The sequence below is a fragment of the Pseudonocardia oroxyli genome (assembly GCF_900102195.1).
GTDB classification, from domain to species: Bacteria; Actinomycetota; Actinomycetes; order Mycobacteriales; family Pseudonocardiaceae; genus Pseudonocardia; species Pseudonocardia oroxyli.
This window is the reverse complement of sequence record NZ_FNBE01000001.1, coordinates 421,028-437,465: the sequence shown is the minus strand read 5'-3', so window position 1 is coordinate 437,465 and position 16,438 is coordinate 421,028. Positions and strand designations below refer to the sequence as shown.

Here is a 16,438-nt window from a genome sequence, read left to right as displayed (position 1 = left end):
CGGATGCGGCTCGGCGCTACTCTTTCCGTGTGACCACGCGAACCGCGCAGCCGCGCACCTCCGTGATCGATCGGATCGGCGCCCGCGAGTCCACGGGCCCCGTCTTCTCGGTCGAGTTCTTCCCGCCCAAGGACGCCCGGGGCGAGGCCGAGCTGTGGCGGGCGATCCGCAGGCTCGAGCCCCTCGACCCGGCGTTCGTGTCGGTCACCTACGGGGCGGGCGGCTCCAGCCGGGACCGGACGATCCGCACCACGGCCCGCATCGCGTCGGACACCACGCTGGTGCCGATGGCGCACCTCACGGCCGTCTCCCATTCGCGCGCCGAGCTGCGGCACGTGATCGGCTCGTACGCCGCCGCGGGGATCAGCAACGTCCTGGCGGTCCGGGGCGACCCGCCCGGCGACCCGCTCGGGGAGTGGACCGCGCACCCCGAGGGCCTGACCTACGCCGACGAGCTCGTCCGGCTCGTGCGCGAGTCGGGATCGTTCTGCGTGGGCGTGGCGGCGTTCCCGTACGGGCACCCGCGCTCGGCGGACCTCGACGCGGACCTCGCCCGGCTGCTGGTCAAGATCCGGGCAGGCGCCGACTTCGCGATCAGCCAGCTGTTCTGGGAGCCGACGGGCTTCCTGCGGCTGCGGGACCGGCTCGCGGCCGCGGGCTGCGACGCGCCGCTGATCCCCGGGATCATGCCGCTGCTGTCGGCCAAGACCATGGCGAAGGGACCCGAGCTCTCCGGCGCCCCGCTGCCCGCGGGGCTGGCCGAGCGGATGGCGCCCTACGCGGACGACCCCGCCGGGTTCCGCGCCGCCGGGCTCGACCTGACCACCGAGCTGTGCCAGACCCTGCTCGCCGAGGGCGTGCGGGGGCTGCACTTCTACACGATGAACCGGTCCCCGGCCACGGCCGACCTGGTGGGGCGCCTGGGTCTCGGGCGGACCGCGGTCAGCGCCTGACCGGCGGGTTCCGGGTCCGGCGGGCCAGCACGACCACGCCGACGACCGCCAGCGCGACCACCACGGCCAGCCCCACGGTCCAGGCGGCGACCGACGGGGCCTGCGGGTCGGCGTAGGCCACCACGGCGTTGACGTCCCCGACCTCGCCGGGGGTGAACGTCCAGCTCACGGTGCCCGCCTCGGAGTCCCCGTTGGTGTCCAGGACCTCGCCGGGGAAGCTGACCTTCAGCTGGAAGTCCGCCCGGTCGACCGGCACGGTGGTCAGGTCGGCGGCGCCCTCGAGCACGATCCGGTCGCCCGCCCGGCGCAGGGTGATGTGCGTCCGGTCGCCTGCCCCGGCGACGACCCCGGTGAGCTCGGAGACCTGGGCGAAGCTCAAGCCGCTGAAGCGCAGGACCGAGCCGGTGTAGCCGTCCTGCGCGTACTGCGAGACGTCCACGTCGAGGGACGGCGGGATCGTCAGCTCGGGGCCCTTGTCGCCGGGCAGGGCGACCACGATCTCCCCGGCCACGGTGTCGTCGGGCTGCACGGCGAGCGCGGCCTGCACCCGGGCGCACCCGCCGAGCACCACGACGGCCGTGACCATCAGCAGCAGGATCGCGACGGCGCGGCGGTAGGGCGAGCGAGGCACGGGCTCATCGTGCCAGGCGGGGGCGGGCGGGTCGGGGACGTGGGGGCTGTGTCGGCGTCCTTGTCGGCGTCCTTGTCGGCGTCCTTCGCCCCGTCCGGGTCCGGTCAGGCCCGGGTCGGCCCCGGGTCGGCCCCGGGTCGGCCCCGGGTCAGCTCCGGGTCGGCGGCGGGTCCAGTGGCAGGGTGCGGCCGAGGACCGCGAAGGGGCGGCCGTCGCCGGTGAAGCGGTGGTCGCGGAGCACGTCCTCGAAGCCGAGCCGCCGGTAGAGCCGCCAGGCGCGGCCGGGTGGGCGGGGGGCGTGCTCGGGTGTGGAGAGCAGGACGCGCTCGTGGCGGACGCCGTCGAGCAGCGCCCGCAGCATGCCCTCGCCGAGGCGGGAGCCCTGCGCGTCCGGCCGCACGTGGAGCTCGGTGAGCTCGAAGTAGTCCCGCAGCCAGTCCGGCTGGCCGGGGTCGCGGGACATGCCGCGCGCGGCGAGCCCGCGCCGGACCTCCTCGAACCACCACTGGCCCGGCCCGCCCGAGTAGCCGTAGGCGATGCCGATCACGTGCCCGCCGGGATCGAGCCAGCCGGTGCAGCGCCAGCCCGGCCTGCGCGAGTGCTCCATCCACAGGGTGCGGCGCTGGCGTGCGGTGCCCGGGGGGTAGCCCATGGCGGACACGTAGACGTCCAGGGCCTCGGCGAGGTGGTCCGCCAGGTCGACCGACGACAGCGGCACCAGGCGCGGACGGGCGGGTGCGGCGGTCATCGCGCCATCTCACCACGGAAGCGGGCCGGGCGCGGTCGGGACCGCCGTTTCGTCGGTGCGCGGTCGGGACGGGGCGCGCGGGCCACTCGTTCTGTCGGTGCCCGCTGGTAGACCCCCGTGCATGACACCTCGGCTTGACGGCGGCGTTCGAACGCGCTGTACTGGACGGGTCGAACAGATGTTCGATCCAGGTCGGCCCCGGGGACGGAGTGGGGGAAGCACTCCAGCCCCGGGTCGGTCTGCGGTGTCCGTACCGGTCCCCGCCCGCCCGCACGGGCGGGGTCCGGTGCCCAGATCCTGTCGGCCCCACCGGATCCCAGCCGGCGTGGCCGGCTCGAGGGGGTCGTCCCATGAGTACGTTCGCTCGGCTGTTCGGGCCGCGGGAGCCGGCGGCGGTCTCGGTCCGCTGGCTGGCGGGCGAGCCGGTGGAGTTCGAGCGCAGGCCGGCGCGTCGCGGCTCGCGGTTCCTGGTCACGGACGTCCGGGAGCGGTGGATCGAGGAGTCCCCGTGGCCGTTCCCGTCGCCGATGCCGGTGGGCGGCGACCGGATGCGGTGCTGGCGGGTCGAGGCGCGGTCGGCGGAGTCGCCCCAGGAGCCCGCGCGGGAGTTCGTGCTGCGGATGCGCGCGGGCCCCGGGGTGTGGGACCTGGTCCGGGTGCCGGACCCGGAGTGAACGAGACGAGCGAGACGAGTGGGATGGAGGAGCAGCGATGACGGTCACGATGGAACGGGCGCCCGGCGCCCCGGTGTCGAAGGCGGCCCTGGCCCTGTTGCGGCAGGCCGCGGAGTGCCTGGCGGACGGACAGCGGTCCCCGGAGCCGCTCCTCCGCTACCCCGCCGCGTACCTGGCGGCCCTGCGCGCCGGTGCGGCGGTGCTGGCGGTGCGCGCCGTACCGCAGCAGCGGCGCGGCAGGCCGCGCAGCGTGTGGCAGGTGCTGGCCGAGGTGGCACCCGAGCTGGGGGAGTGGGCGGCGTTCTTCGCGGCCTGCTCGGACACCCGGGCGGCGGCCGAGGCCGGCATCTCGCGGCTGGTCGGCCGGCGCGAGGCGGACGATCTGCTGCGCCAGGCCGAGCAGTTCGTCGGCATCGTGCGGGAGCTGCTGATCGACCGGTAGTGCCCGCCCCGCCTCGCCCGTCTCGCGCCCGTCAGTCGGGGCTCTCGACCTCGTCGAGGTTGAAGGTCTCGATGTCCAGGACGAAACCCCGCACCCGGGTGTCGGGGTGCAGGAAGGGGTCGTGGCGCAGCTGTCGGATCCCGCGGCGGACGCTGACCACCGGGTCGTGGAAGGCGTGCGTCCGCCAGGGCGGGCGGATCCCGGTCTCCTCCGCCAGCTCCTCGGAGAACTCCTCGTCGGTGAAGGTGGCGAGCCCGCAGCCGCTGTGCTGCACGAGCAGGACGTCCCTGGTGTGCAGCTTGCGCTGGCTGATCGTCAGCGAGCGGATGACGTCGTCGGTGACCACGCCGCCCGCGTTGCGCAGCACGTGCGCCTCGCCCAGCGCCATGCCGAACAGCGCGAACACGTCGATGCGCGAGTCCATGCAGGTCACGATGGCGATCTTCAGCGACGGGGGGACCGCGAGTCCCTCGGCGTTGGCCGCGGCGAGATGGCCGCCGCCCGCCTCGTAGCGGCGCAGCAGCTCCTCGTTGCCCCCCTCGGGGCCCAGCTCAGTGCTCATCCGGGCAATGAACCACTGATCGGCCCCGAAGGCATCACCGCCGCCTGAGACGCCGGCCACGGCGGACGGTCCTGATAGCCTCCGGCCGACCAGCGACCAGGACGTACGGAGACGATGGCGGAGAACGACCCGGTGTCGGAGACGGAAGTCGGTGCACCCCACGCGGGGACGGACGTCCCCCGGGTCACGGTCGCGCCGTTGTACCGGGTCAAGGCCGAGTTCTTCAAGACCCTGGGGCACCCGGTGCGCATCCGGGTCCTGGAGCTGCTGAGCCTGCGCGACCACGCGGTGGCCGAGATGCTCAAGGTGATCGACACCGAGCCGGCCAGTCTGTCGCAGCAGCTGGCGGTCCTGCGGCGTTCGGGTCTGGTGCGGGCCAACCGTGAGGGCTCCACCGTCGTCTACTCGCTCGCCCATCCGCAGGTCGAGCAGCTGCTCGACGTGGCCCGGTCGATCCTGACCGGCGTGCTGGCGGGGCAGGTCGAGCTGCTCGACGACCTACGTGGTCGCCCGCCGGTGGCCGACGGAGTGCGGGCGACCGAGGGCTGACGCGCGAGTCCGCCGCTCAGTGTCGTCGGGCGCTCCGTGACCCGGTCGGCTTGCCTCAGTTTGCAGTTATTTGCATATACTAAACCGGTTGAGGGGGGTGCCGGTGAGTCGATGCGAGGACCTGAGCCTCGTGGTCCTGACCGATCACGAGGGGGGTTCGCCGCCGGACCTGGGCATCGGGACGACAGGCTCGACCCTGTCGCTCCCCGCGGCCGAGCTGGGCAACGGAGCGGGCCTGTCCGCCTCACTGGTGGAGCGCGAGGGGGTCCTCGCCTACGTGGCGGCCGAGGGCGCCGAGGCGGACGTGGCCGCCCGCTCGCTGGCGACCCTGCTGCCCGGGCCGGTGGTCACCCGCGGGGCGGCCCGCGCGGTCGGGCTGTGCCTGGGTGCGCTGGTGCACCTCCGGAGCGTGCAGCGCGACCCGCGCTTCTCCCGCACCCTGGTCGTCGGCGCCCGGGGCGCCGGCGCGCTGGTGCCACTGCTGCTGGCCTGCGGCGTCGCGGACCTGTCCCTGTGGAACGTCGAGGACGACCGGTGGCTCCCGCTCCGAACCGCGGTCCGTGACGTCGACGTCGTCATCGACCTGATCGGTCGCGTGCGGGCGGCCGGGGTCGACCAGGACTGCGCCGTCGGCTCGGTCATCGAGGCGGACCGGTTCGATCCGGATGTCGCCCTCGCCCCGGCCCTCCTCGCCGGGCTCGCCGACGCGCGCACCTCGCTGCGCGGCGAGCCGCCCGCGCGGCTGCTGCGTGACGTCGTGGACGCCGTCCTGACCGCGGGTGTGGGGCGGGACTGGTCGGCGGCCCTGCACGATCAGCGCACCGCGGAGATCGTGCGTCGAGCGGTCCGGCAGGGTCTCGGCGGTGCCTGACGCCCCGACCGGCACCCTGCGCGGTCGGTGGCCCGGTCGACCCTGGGCGGTCGCGGGCCGGAGACTGCGCGCGCTGCTGCCGCGGCGCGGCGACTACGACCTGCGGCCGCGCACCGTGCGCGCCGATCTCGTCGCCGGTGTGACCGTCGGTGTGGTGGCGCTCCCGCTGGCCCTCGCCTTCGGGGAGAGCGCCGGGGTGGGACCCGCGGCCGGCATGGTCACGGCGGTCGTGGCGGGCGTCGTCGCCGCCGTCTTCGGCGGGTCCGGCCTGCAGGTCTCCGGTCCGACCGGGGCGATGGCGGTGGTGCTGGCCCCGATCGTCGCGGCGCACGGCGTGGGCGCGGTGGCCGTGGTCTCCGCCCTGGCCGGGCTGTTCGTGATCCTCGCCGGGGTGCTGCGGCTCGGCGGGTTGGTGTCGAACCTGCCGTGGCCGGTGGTGGAGGGGTTCACCGTCGGGATCGCCTGCGTGATCGGCCTCCAGCAGGTCCCGGCGGCGTTGGGCCTGGCCGCCGAGCCCGGTCACGGCGTCCTCCCGACGGCGTGGACCGCGCTCGGTCGGGCGTTCTCCGGGCCGGACCTCGCGCCGCTGCTCTGGTCGGTGGGCACCGTGGCGGTCGTCGCCGTGATCATGGTCGGCGCCCCGCGCCTGCGTCCCGGCCTGCCCGGCTCCCTGGTCGCGGTCGTGGTCGTCACCGTGGCCGCCGAGGTGGCCCACGCTCCGCTGCGCCGCATCGGCGTGCTGCCCCAGGGACTGCCGTCCCCGACGCTGCCCACGCTCGACCCGGCCGCCTCGTCCCCGCTGCTGGGCGCGGCGCTGGCGGTGGCCGCGCTCGCCGCGGTCGAGTCCCTGCTGTCCGCCCGGGTCGCGGCCTCGATGGCCGGCGCCCGCGGGGCCTACGACCCGGACCGGGAGCTGGTCGGCCAGGGGCTGGCCTCGGTGGCGGGCGGCCTGTTCGGCGGCATGCCGGCAACCGGGGCGATCGCCAGGACGGCGGTGAACGTCCGGTCCGGTGCCCGTACCCGGCTGGCGGCCGTGGTGCACGCCGCGGTGATCCTGGGCGTCGTCTACCTGGCGACCGGTCCCGTGTCGCGCATCCCCTCGGCCGCGTTGGCGGGCGTACTGCTGGTGACGAGCGTGCGGATGGTGTCGCTGCCGACCGTGCGGGCGGTGCTGCGCTCGGGTCCGTCGGCGGCGCTGTCCTTCGGGGTGACCGCGCTGCTCACGGTCGTGCTCGATCTCGTGCAGGCGATCGAGATCGGGCTCGTGGTGGCGGCCCTCCTGGCGCTGCGCAGCGCCCGACCGCCCGAGGCGTCCACCATGGACAGCCCGGACATCCGCAGCACCACCACCTGCGGCCGGTCCGCGACACACCGGCGCAGCACGCCGTCGCAGATCCGTTCCGCAGCGCCGAAGAAGAGGGCGCCCTGCAGGCGGAACACCGCGATCTCACCGTCCTCGGGCCGCACCGGGCCCGGGACGGCCTCGCGGTGGGCGCCGCTGTCGCGCGCGAGGCGGCGCGAGCTGGTCCTGGCGCTGGACGCGATGGGGACGACCGTGCTGTTCAAGGGGTTGCGCGCGGAGCACCGCGGGCTGCTCGGCCGGACCGGCACGCTGGAGACCGTCGACGGGGCCCACGTGGTCGACGACCTGGGCGTCGCCGTCGACCTGGCCCGCTCCCGCGTCCGCGCGGACCGCGACTCGTGACCGGGTCGGGCAGGAGCCCACCGGTGGGCACCGCCTGCCGGAAGCCGAGCGCGCACAGCCGCGCGTCGAGAGAAGGAACCCCTCAGTGATCGAGAACTCAGAACAGCGGCAGCACGCCGCGACTTCGCGGGCGGACCGGTTCGGCCCCTGGCTCGAATCGACGCCGAGCCGCGAGGTGATGGCGGCGGTCGAAGGATCGCTGCACGCCGTGGCCGATCGTCCGGTGCGGTTGGCGGAGGTCTTCTACCGGTACCTGTTCGAGATGGCCCCCGCGACGCGGGCGATGTTCGCCGACGACATGTCGGAGCAGATGCAGAAGATGACCGACACCCTGCTCGACGCGATCGCGCGGCTCGTGCGCATGGACACGGCCGAGCTCGAGATCGCGCTGTACCGGTTGGGCCAGGACCACTACGAGCGCTACGCCGTGGAGCCCGACCACTACCTGTACATCGCGCACGCGCTGACCCGGGCCGTGCGCGAGGTGGCGGGCTGGGACTACAGCAGCCGCCTCAGCTCCAGCTGGATCTCCCTGTGCCAGTGGGTCACCGGCCACATGATCCGGGGCGCTCGAGCGGCCATCGCCGCCGAACGGCCGCACCCGCAGCCGCTCGCGGCGATCCCGAGCCCCCGCCCGTCGCCCCGCCACGACCAGCGGGTCCCGCGACGCGCGCGGCGCCTCTCCGGAGCCTGACCCGCGCGATCGCCTCGACCGCGCCGGGTGCGCCCGCTCGAGGGCGACATGACGTCGGAGCCGCCCCCCGGGGGCGGCTCCCGCCCTCCCCTGCACGACAGCCGGAAGGACAGCTGTGACCACGGCCGCTCATCTCACCCCGGCCGGACGATGCGCGCGCCCCGCCGCGCCGCGCACCGTCCCGCCCCCGCGCCGCCCCGAGCCCACGGCGGGCGTCGACCCCGCCGCGGCCCGCGAGTTCCTCGAACAGTTCCATGCGGAGACCCGAGCGGGACACGGTCTGCACGCCCGGGTCGACCAGGTGCTCGCCGAGATCGACGCCACCGGCACCTACCGCCACACCGGCGACGAGCTCGGCTTCGGCGCCCGGGTGGCGTGGCGGAACTCGGCCCGCTGCATCGGGCGGCTCTACTGGAACGGGCTGCACGTCCGGGACCGCAGGACGGTGACCGGGGCGCGCGAGATCGCCGAGGAGTGCGTCGCCCACCTGCGCGACTGCACGCGCGGTGGCCGGATCCGCTCGACCATCACCGTCTTCGCGCCCGACGGTCCCGACCGCCGCGGCCCCCGCATCCACAACGAGCAGCTGATCCGCTACGCGGGTCACCGCCGGCCCGACGGGAGCGTGTGGGGGGATCCGCGCGGTGTCGCGATGACCGACGAGGCCGTCGGCCTCGGCTGGGTGCCACCGGCCGAGCGGGGGCGCTTCGACGTGCTGCCCCTGGTCGTCACCGACGGCCAGGGCGAACGGGTCGTGCACCCGCTGCCGTCCGACGCCGTGCTCGAGGTGCCGCTGCACCACCCGGAGCACGCCTGGTTCGGTGATCTCGGCCTGCGCTGGCACGCCGTGCCCGCGATCAGCGACATGACCTTGGTGATCGGGGGCGTCCGCTACCCGGCGGCGCCCTTCAACGGCTACTACATGGGGACCGAGATCGGCGCCCGCAACCTCGCCGACGTCGACCGCTACGACCAGCTGCCCGTCGTCGCCCGCGGCCTGGGGCTGGACACGTCCTCGGACCGCACGCTGTGGAAGGACCGGGCCCTCGTGGAGCTCGTCCGCGCCGTCCACCACTCCTTCGACGAGGCGGGGGTGAGCCTGGCGGACCACCACGGCGAGTCGGAGCGCTTCCTCCTCCACGTGGCCCGGGAGGAACGGGCGGGCCGCACGTGTCCCGCGGACTGGAGCTGGATCGTGCCCCCGATGTCGGGGAGCACCACCCGGGTGTTCCACCGCTACTACGCCGAGCCCGACCCGACCTCGCAGCCCGCCTTCCTGCCCCGCGCGTCCTGGACGGGGCACTAGGACGTGTCTCCCAATCCGCCGCCGTCGCTCCCGGCGCCCACGCCGCCGCCGGCGGCGTTGCCGGACCGCCCGAATACGCCCGGTATGAGGGCGGCCCGGCTGCCTTGCCGGCGGCGACGTGGATCACCGGGCCCGGCGGTGGCGGATTGGGAGACACGCCCTAGGTGCGCGAGCGGGACCGGAGCAGCCGACCGAGCAGTGCGGTGAACACCGCCGACACCTCGCGGGCGCCGGGGGTGTCCCAGCGCTGGATCGGCAGGCAGGCGCCCTGGGCCTGCTGTACCGCCGAGCGGTCGGGCAGCACACCGGAGAACACCAGCGGGCCGAACAGCTCACGGAGCTCGGCGATGCGGTAGTCGTGCTCGGCGTTGCGCGGGCGGACCCGGTTCACCAGCACGCCGAGCGGCTGCAGCGCCTCGTTGCCCCGCTCCCGCTCGGCCTGCACGGCGTCGAAGGCGCGCTGTACCCCGGAGACGGCGAACATCGTGGGGTCGGTGACCAGCAGGGCGCGGTCCGCGGCCGCCAGCGCGCCACGGGTCAGCTGACCCAGCGAGGGCGGGCAGTCGATGATCACCAGCTGGTAGGGGTCGCCGGGGGTCTTCTCGGTGCGGCCCAGGCTCGACCCCAGCTCCGGGTCGTCCAGCCTGGACAGTGCCCGGCGCAGCCGCTCGAGCTGCTTCGTGGTCGGGTCGGGATGGTTGTGCCGCTCGTTCTGCTCGGCGCCGACCAGCACGTCGAGGCCCTCGCCCCACGCGCTCGGGGCGATCGCCCGGCGCAGCGCCGAGCGGCTGGGCTCGTCCAGCACGTCCGCGATGGTGCCGGTGGTGGGTTCCACGTCGAGCGCGATCGTGGCGTTGGCCTGCGGGTCCAGATCGACCAGCAGCGTCGGGATGCCGTGCGCCAGCGCGGCGCCGGCGAGACCGAGCGCGACGGTGGTCTTCCCGACCCCGCCCTTCAGACTCAACACGGCGACGACCTGCACGGCGATCAACCTACCGTCTCGCCCCGCCGGCCCGGTCCCCTACGCTCGCGGTGTGAGTGCGGCGGCGGGGGAGACCCTCGGGACGGTCAGTGGGGCCGCGGTCCGCCGCGTCCTCGACGCGGAGGTCGCCCGCGCCAGGGCCGCGCGCCCCGGCGTCCCACCCCGGGTGGTGGACGCGGGCGGGGGCAGCGGGTCGTGGGCCGTGCCGCTGGCGGTGGCCGGGTGCGCGGTCACGGTCGTCGACGTGAGCCCCAACGCCCTCGCCGCGCTCGAGCGCCGCGCCCGCGAGGCGGGGGTCGACGCGCTCGTCACGCCCGTCCAGGGCGATGCGGACCAGCTGCTCGAGGTGGTCGGCGAGGCGGGTGCGGACCTCGTGCTCGGGCACGGGCTGCTCGAGCTGGTCGACGACCCGGCGCGCGCGACCGCCGCCCTGGCCGCCGTCGCCGCGCCCGGCGCCGCGGTCTCGGTGCTCACCACCAGCAGGCACGCCGCCGTGCTGTGGCACGTCCTCGCGGGCAGGCTCGACGAGGCCCGCGCGGTGCTCACCGACCCCGACGGTCGCCACGGCCCGGGGGACGTGCTGCGCCGCCGGCTCGACGGCACCGCCCTGCGCGCGTTGCTCGAGGGCACCGGCAGGCTCCGCGTCGAGCTCGTGCAGGGGGACGGCGTGCTGGAGGCCTGGCTGCCCCACACGGTCCGCGAGGGCGGCCCCGCGGCCGTCCGCAGCGTCGCCGAGCTGGAGGAGCTGACCGCGGGCGTCCCGGCGCTGCGGGAGGTCGCGGCGCGCCTGCACGTGCTCGCCAGGGTCGTTGCAGACTGAGGGCGGAGTGACATCGATCACCTTTCGACCGTTTCACGGCGGCCGTTCGGAGATCCGTTCGTCCGGGATGTGACCTCCGGGTAGTGAGGCGGGCCTCCACCTCGTATCCTCTCCCTCAGAGGCCCTTCCTGGGCGCTCGTCCCACCGCCCCAGCACCCGGGTGGCGGGGCACCCGTGACCCGTTGTGCCGGAGGACGTCATGCCCCTCTCCGAGCACGAGCAGCGCCTGCTCGAACAGATCGAGCGTGCTCTCTACGCCGAGGACCCCAAGTTCGCCTCTACCGTGCGTGGCTCCAAGCTGCGCAGACCGAGCCGCCGTCGGCGGCTCCAGGGCATCGCGCTGTTCGCGGTGGGTCTGGTGCTGCTGGTCGTCGGAGTGGCCGTGGCGCCGCTGCGCGATCTCGTGGGCGCCATACCCGTCGTGAGCGTGGTGGGTTTCGTCGCCATGCTCGCCGGGACCATGCTGGCCATCAGTGCCCGCGGTGCGGGCAAGGGCGGCGACCCGTCGGGTGAGAAGCAGGCCGAGCCGGACCGCAACCGGTTCACCGGGCGCATGGAGGAACGCTTCCGTCGCCGCTTCGAGCAGGAGTGACCTGACCGGGAGAACGTGACGAGCCGCGGCCCAGTGCCGCGGCTCGCTCCTTTCTCCGGGCTCTCACGCCACCGGGGTACGGCTCCGGCGCAGAGCCGCGACCAGCGAGCGGGGCAGCAGCCGCGCCGTCCAGGAGCGGCGGCCCGAGCGCGCGACGGCGCCCAGCACGTCGTCGAGCGGGCGGGCCAACGCCCCGCGGGCCGGTGGTTCCTCGCCGTACCACTCGGCCTCGACCAGGAGGACGACCTCGCGCAACGAGTCCTGCGTGCGCTCGTCGAGATCGTGGCGGCGCACGAGGTCGCGGGCCCCGCTGCGCACGGTGTCCCCGGGTTCGGGGGCGCCGCCGTGGTCCTGCGAGGTCGCGAGCAGCTCGTCCCAGGCGGCCCGACCCGCGCCGGGGCCGCCCGCGGCCGCCGCGCCGACCCGCCTGCCCCGCAGGGTCCGGCGCACCACGAACGGCGCCGCGAGCAGGCCCGCGACCAGCACCACGAGCAGGGGGACCGCCACGGGGAACCCGCCGTCCTCGGCGACCGGGGTGGGCTGCGGGACGTCCTGGGGGGCCTCGACCTGCGGCGCCTCGGGCGCCGGGGGCACCTCCTGGGAGGGGACCTCGTCGGCCGGGACGGGCGGCGCCGCCTGGCCGGGACCCTCGCCGCCGACCGCCTCCTGCACGTACGGCGGCACCACGGTGCGGCCGTCGGTGAGCGGGGTCGGGTCGAAGGTCGTCCAGCCGTAGCCGGGGAACCAGGCCTCGACCCACGCGTGGGCGTCCCGGGTGGAGACCGACCGGTAGCCGGCTCCCTCGGTGCCCGCGGTGAACCCGACCGCCACCCGGGCCGGCACGCCCTGGGTCCGCAGCATGATCGCCATGGCGGAGGCGTACTGCTCGCAGTAGCCCGCCCGCCCGACGGTCAGGAACTCGACGAGCGCGTCGTCGCCGCTGCCGGGCGCGGTCTCCAGGCTGTAGCGGAAGGTCGACTGCGGACCCGTGAAGTACTCGACCAGCGCGACGGCCTTGTCGAAGTCCGTCCCGGCGCCGCGCGTCGCGTCCGCCGCGATCTGCGCGACCCGCGGGTCGACACCGGTCGTGTCGCGGTAGACGGGATCGACCCGCACCGCGCCGGACGCCCGGCGCAGCTGGTCCGCCGTCGGCGTCGGCAGCACCCCGGTCTGCTGCCAGGTCGACTCCTCGCGGGGGCGCTGGCTGTAGGCGATGCCGCTGGACTGGTCGTAGGCCCACCGCTCGGCCTCGACGCCGCTCACCGAGTCCGGCTGCCCGTACACCGGCAGCCAGTAGTCGCGAAACCCGACGTTCTCGACCGTGACCTGCAGCGGGTCGCCCGCGGGCGCGTCCGGGGTCAGCGGGCCCGCGAGCGGGACGCCCGGCCGCGGGGTCGCCGCCGACCAGCCCCGCGCCGGGTCGTAGGTGGACAGGGTCAGGGCGCGCAGGTAGGTCGGGCGCGGCAGCCCGGTCGTCCGGAACAGCTCGACGGGGTCGTTCTGGGTGAGCTGCCCCCGCAGCGAGGTGAAGGGGTTGAGCCCGATCGCCCCGCCGCCGCTCCCGCCGCTCCCGCCCGTGGCGAAGCGGCCCTCGGTGCCGACGAGGGTGGCCGCGCCGCCGAGCGCCAGGCCCAGCACCGCCGCCACCGCGACCACGACGACACCCCCGGTGACCAGCGCGGACCCGCGCCGGAACGCCCCGTCCCTGGCGACGAGCAGCAGCCCGTACCCCGCCGCGGCCAGCGCGACGGTCCACCAGGGCAGCAGCTCGGCGGACAACGCGGCGGGCACGGCGACGACGCAGAGCAGCGGGACCCCGCCGGCCGCGGGCGCGTCCGCGGACACCGAGATCGCGTGCACCGCCACCGCCAGCACGCCGAAGGCGGCGGTGATCAGGAACAGCATCCCGGGCGTCGGCACGACGGGCGCGATGCCGGAGTCGATCTGCCCGCCCGCCTCGCGGAGATGGTCCCCGAAGGCCGCGAACGTGCCCGGCCCGGGCAGCAGCCCCTCGCCGAACAGCGCCGACACTGCGACCAGCAACCCCGCGAGCTGCGCGAACGCGACCACCGCGCCCGGCAGGCGCTGCAGCGCGATCCCGAGCGAGACGACGACCGCCACCGCGATGGCCGCGTCCGCGATCCACTGCCCTCCCTGCACGACCGCGACCATGCAGGACCCCGCGAGCAGCACGGCGACCCCGCCCGCCAGCGCTGAGACCCACCGGATCCGCGGCGCGCGAGCCGGCTGCGGGGGCGCGGGCCGCTGCAGCGTGGACGTGCTCATCGCCGCGCCCCGTGATCAACAGGGGGTGAGGGTTGGCGGCGCGGGATGCCCTGAGCGCCTGTTGATCTCCAGCTCGCAAGATCACCAGGGGCTGAGGGCGGAATCCGCCGGGCACTCCGACCCTGAGCGCCTGATGATCTCCACTCGTCAAGGTCAACAGGTGCTGAGGGTTCGATGGTGCGCCGGCGCGAGCCGTGAGCGCCTGATGATCTCCACCGGCCGTGGTCAGCAGGGGGTGAGGGCTCGTGTCCGAGCGGCCGGCTCATCGCGCCCCCACCGGAGCGCCCGCGACGAGGGCGGACCAGGCCTCGGCGGGGGTGGTCCGCGCCGTCGCGACCGTGACGTGCCAGCCCGCGCGGCGCAGGACCTCGGCGGCGGCGGGCTCGGAGGCCGGCGCACCCGCCCAGGTCGGGGTGTCGAGCAGGATCGCGTAGCCGCCGCCGGGGTGGCGGGCGGCGAGGGCGCCCGCGTCCTCCGGGGTCAGGGCGCCGAGGACCGCGACGACGTCTCGGCCCGGGGCCGTGGGCGGACCGGAGAGGTCGGGGCGGGCGACCGGGCGCAGGACGGCGAGGGCGTCGAGCAGCGGGTCGAGGCCGGCTCCGCCCGCGGACGAGGCCGGGTCGGCGAGCGGCACGCCGTCCTCGGTCACGATCTTCAGGGGTTCGCCGCGCCGGATCAGGTGCGCGGCGATGCTGGCGACGAGCGTGACGGCGTACTCCAGGCTGGCGCCGGTGCCGTGCCCGCGGTGGGCGTGGTCGCGGCGGTCGAGCAGCAGCGAGACGCCGGCGTGCCACGGCCGCTCCTCGAGCCGGACCATCAGCTCGTCGTGCCGCGCGGTGCTGCGCCAGTGCACCCGGCGCAGCTCGTCGCCCTGCCGGTAGGTGCGGACCATGACGTCCGGGCTGCCCTGGCCCTGCTGTGCCGCCGCGCCCGGGATGCCCTCGCCGCTGCCCAGCGCGCGCGGCGCCCCGCGCAGCGGCACGACCTGCGGCACGACCAGCAGCCGGTCCGCCGGGATCATCTCGCGGGTGAACTCGGCGAGCCCGAGCGCGCCGACCGCGCGCCCGGCCAGCGGCCCGATGCGGTGGGCGCCGCGCAACGGCGGGACCAGCGGGTAGGTGACCCGCGCGCCGCGGGAGCCGATCCGGTGCACGGTGAAGCGCGGGGGAGTGGCGGGAACGGGACCGGCGGCGTCCGGCACGGTGTCGGCCAGCCGCAGCGCGCCGAACACCGGCCCGCCGCTCAGGTCCAGGGCGACCTGGGCGGACCCGCCCGCGGACACCCGCTCCGGCGCCAGGGTGCGGGTGACCTGCACCGCGCGGCGGGTGCGGATCGCCAGCAGCAGCGAGACCACGGGCAGCAGGCAGACGAACAGCCCGATCCGCAGCAGGTCCCGCTCGTCGAGCACGAGGGCGCACACGGCCGTCGCGATCCCGCCGGCGAGGAGGCTGCGCCCGCGGACGGTCAGCCCGATGCGCTTCACGCGCGGGCGGGCGCGCGGACCGGGATGCGGGACAACAGCCCCCGCACGACGTCCGCCGCCGTGGTCCGTCCCTCGCCGGGCGCCAGCGACAGGCGGTGCGCGACGACCGGGACGGCGATGGCCTGCACGTCGTCCGGGACGACGTACCCCCGACCGGCCAGGGCGGCCTGCGCCCGCGCGGCCCGCACCAGGTGCAGGGTGGCGCGCGGCGAGGCGCCGAGCCGGATCTCCGGCTGCCTGCGCGTGGCGCCGATCAGGTCGACGCAGTACTGCCGCACCTCGGGGCCGACCCGCACCCGGCGGACGGCCTCGATCACACCGCGCACCATCCGGGCGTCCGCGACGGGGCGCAGCTGCTCCAGGGGATCGGCGCCGGCGTGCTCGTCGATCATGGCGAGCTCGGCGGCCGGGTCCGGGTAGCCGACGGAGATCCGCGCGGTGAAGCGGTCCCGCTGCGCCTCGGGCAGGGGATAGGTGCCGTCCATCTCCACCGGGTTCTGGGTGGCGACGACCATGAACGGGCTCGCGAGCTGGTAGGTCCCGCCGTCCACGGTGACCTGGTGCTCGGCCATGCACTCCAGCAGCGCGGACTGGGTCTTGGGCGAGGCGCGGTTGATCTCGTCCGCGATGACGACGTTCGCGAAGACGGGCCCGGGCCGGAACTCGAACTCGTTCGTCTGCCGGTTGTAGACGCTCATCCCGGTGATGTCGCCGGGCAGCAGGTCGGGGGTGAACTGGACCCGGCTGACCGACGCGTCGAGCGAGCGGGCCAGGGCCTTGGCCAGGGACGTCTTCCCGACGCCGGGCACGTCCTCCACCAGCAGGTGGCCCTCGGCGAGCAGGGTCACTAGCGCCAGCCGGACGACGTCCGGCTTGCCGACGATGATCCGCTGGACGTTCTGGGCGATCCGACCGGTGAGGTCCGCGACGGCCCCGAGCGGCGGCGGCTCGGGCAGGTCGGAACCCGCGGGGGCGCCGGGACGGCTGGTCGTGGTCAAGCCTGCTCCAGAGTCTTCGAGCGGTCTGCGGTACCGGGTGCTGCGAGACGACGGTGCCCCCCAGTGTGTCAAAACCTCGCGAGGCGCGTCCCCCGACCGGGTGTACGGCCGCCGAGCGGCCCCGCGGGCGCCCCGCACCACC

The 16,438-nt window shown here is 75.5% G+C and carries 17 protein-coding genes and 1 pseudogene; 10 read left to right on the top strand and 8 right to left on the bottom strand.

Annotated features, from left to right (window positions below; all coding sequences use genetic code 11):
* Positions 1-29: 29 nt before the first annotated feature.
* Entirely contained in the window at positions 30-953 is a 924-nt protein-coding gene (locus BLS43_RS02120; protein ID WP_093075692.1) for a methylenetetrahydrofolate reductase, read from the top strand.
* Here BLS43_RS02120 and BLS43_RS02115 read toward each other — a convergent pair.
* Together BLS43_RS02115 and BLS43_RS02110 are read right to left on the bottom strand one after the other, a co-directional pair.
* Positions 943-1,584 carry an LppM family (lipo)protein gene (locus BLS43_RS02115; RefSeq protein WP_093075689.1) on the bottom strand — a complete coding sequence of 214 codons (642 nt, stop codon included), beginning with the start codon at positions 1,582-1,584 and terminating at the stop codon, positions 943-945. The genes BLS43_RS02120 and BLS43_RS02115 overlap by 11 nt on opposite strands.
* Before the next feature lie 148 nt (positions 1,585-1,732).
* Positions 1,733-2,332, bottom strand: coding sequence for a GNAT family N-acetyltransferase (locus tag BLS43_RS02110; protein WP_093075687.1), 600 nt, complete (start codon positions 2,330-2,332; stop codon positions 1,733-1,735).
* A gap of 350 nt (positions 2,333-2,682) precedes the next feature.
* On the opposite strand from BLS43_RS02110, the gene BLS43_RS02105 reads away from it, so the two are divergent.
* Both BLS43_RS02105 and BLS43_RS02100 read left to right on the top strand, forming a co-directional pair.
* On the top strand, positions 2,683-3,006 hold the full coding sequence (locus BLS43_RS02105) for a hypothetical protein (protein ID WP_093075684.1): 324 nt from the start codon (positions 2,683-2,685) through the stop codon (positions 3,004-3,006).
* Positions 3,007-3,043: 37 nt separating this feature from the next.
* Positions 3,044-3,448 carry an SAV_6107 family HEPN domain-containing protein gene (locus BLS43_RS02100; protein WP_093075682.1) on the top strand — a complete coding sequence of 135 codons (405 nt, stop codon included), beginning with the start codon at positions 3,044-3,046 and terminating at the stop codon, positions 3,446-3,448.
* A 31-nt stretch (positions 3,449-3,479) separates the two neighbouring features.
* On the opposite strand, the gene BLS43_RS02095 is transcribed toward BLS43_RS02100, so the two are convergent.
* Positions 3,480-4,010: a beta-class carbonic anhydrase gene (locus BLS43_RS02095; protein WP_093075679.1), complete on the bottom strand. Its 531-nt coding sequence runs from the start codon at positions 4,008-4,010 to the stop codon at positions 3,480-3,482.
* Positions 4,011-4,208: 198 nt separating this feature from the next.
* Between BLS43_RS02095 and BLS43_RS02090 the strand changes: the two genes are divergently transcribed.
* The 3 genes and pseudogenes from BLS43_RS02090 to BLS43_RS02080 all read left to right on the top strand — a co-directional run.
* On the top strand, positions 4,209-4,559 hold the full coding sequence (locus BLS43_RS02090) for an ArsR/SmtB family transcription factor (protein ID WP_245707259.1): 351 nt from the start codon (positions 4,209-4,211) through the stop codon (positions 4,557-4,559).
* A 103-nt stretch (positions 4,560-4,662) separates the two neighbouring features.
* Positions 4,663-5,430 carry a hypothetical protein gene (locus BLS43_RS02085; RefSeq protein WP_143029916.1) on the top strand — a complete coding sequence of 256 codons (768 nt, stop codon included), beginning with the start codon at positions 4,663-4,665 and terminating at the stop codon, positions 5,428-5,430.
* Positions 5,339-6,544 (top strand): annotated as a pseudogene (locus BLS43_RS02080) (SulP family inorganic anion transporter); the annotation flags it as partial. The gene BLS43_RS02085 and the pseudogene BLS43_RS02080, both read left to right, overlap by 92 nt.
* Here the strand turns inward: BLS43_RS02080 and BLS43_RS31935 are convergent.
* On the bottom strand, positions 6,496-6,870 hold the full coding sequence (locus BLS43_RS31935; protein WP_425438522.1) for a sodium-independent anion transporter: 375 nt from the start codon (positions 6,868-6,870) through the stop codon (positions 6,496-6,498). The pseudogene BLS43_RS02080 and the gene BLS43_RS31935 overlap by 49 nt on opposite strands.
* 350 nt (positions 6,871-7,220) lie before the next feature.
* On the opposite strand from BLS43_RS31935, the gene BLS43_RS02075 reads away from it, so the two are divergent.
* Positions 7,221-7,829 carry a globin domain-containing protein gene (locus tag BLS43_RS02075; protein ID WP_093075670.1) on the top strand — a complete coding sequence of 203 codons (609 nt, stop codon included), beginning with the start codon at positions 7,221-7,223 and terminating at the stop codon, positions 7,827-7,829.
* 115 nt (positions 7,830-7,944) lie between these two features.
* A complete protein-coding gene (locus BLS43_RS02070; protein WP_093075667.1) occupies positions 7,945-9,135 on the top strand; it encodes a nitric oxide synthase oxygenase in 1,191 nt (396 codons plus the stop codon).
* Positions 9,136-9,295: 160 nt separating this feature from the next.
* Here the strand turns inward: BLS43_RS02070 and BLS43_RS02065 are convergent, their stop codons facing one another.
* Entirely contained in the window at positions 9,296-10,117 is an 822-nt protein-coding gene (locus BLS43_RS02065) for a ParA family protein (RefSeq protein ID WP_093076141.1), read from the bottom strand.
* A 52-nt stretch (positions 10,118-10,169) separates the two neighbouring features.
* Here BLS43_RS02065 and BLS43_RS02060 point away from each other — a divergent pair, with 52 nt between their 5' ends.
* Both BLS43_RS02060 and BLS43_RS02055 read left to right on the top strand, forming a co-directional pair.
* Complete coding sequence (locus tag BLS43_RS02060; RefSeq protein WP_245707248.1) at positions 10,170-10,937, top strand: class I SAM-dependent methyltransferase; 768 nt, start codon at positions 10,170-10,172, stop codon at positions 10,935-10,937.
* A gap of 199 nt (positions 10,938-11,136) precedes the next feature.
* On the top strand, positions 11,137-11,529 hold the full coding sequence (locus tag BLS43_RS02055) for a DUF3040 domain-containing protein (protein ID WP_093076135.1): 393 nt from the start codon (positions 11,137-11,139) through the stop codon (positions 11,527-11,529).
* A 63-nt stretch (positions 11,530-11,592) separates the two neighbouring features.
* On the opposite strand, the gene BLS43_RS02050 is transcribed toward BLS43_RS02055, so the two are convergent.
* The 3 genes from BLS43_RS02050 to BLS43_RS02040 form a co-directional block, all read right to left on the bottom strand.
* Positions 11,593-13,815, bottom strand: a complete 2,223-nt coding sequence (locus tag BLS43_RS02050) for a transglutaminase TgpA family protein (protein ID WP_093075664.1) — start codon at positions 13,813-13,815, stop codon at positions 11,593-11,595.
* Between the two features lie 262 nt (positions 13,816-14,077).
* Positions 14,078-15,298, bottom strand: coding sequence for a DUF58 domain-containing protein (locus tag BLS43_RS02045; protein ID WP_093075661.1), 1,221 nt, complete (start codon positions 15,296-15,298; stop codon positions 14,078-14,080).
* Complete coding sequence (locus BLS43_RS02040) at positions 15,295-16,254, bottom strand: AAA family ATPase (protein WP_245707258.1); 960 nt, start codon at positions 16,252-16,254, stop codon at positions 15,295-15,297. Before BLS43_RS02040 ends, BLS43_RS02045 begins: the two co-directional genes overlap by 4 nt.
* Positions 16,255-16,438: the final 184 nt, after the last annotated feature.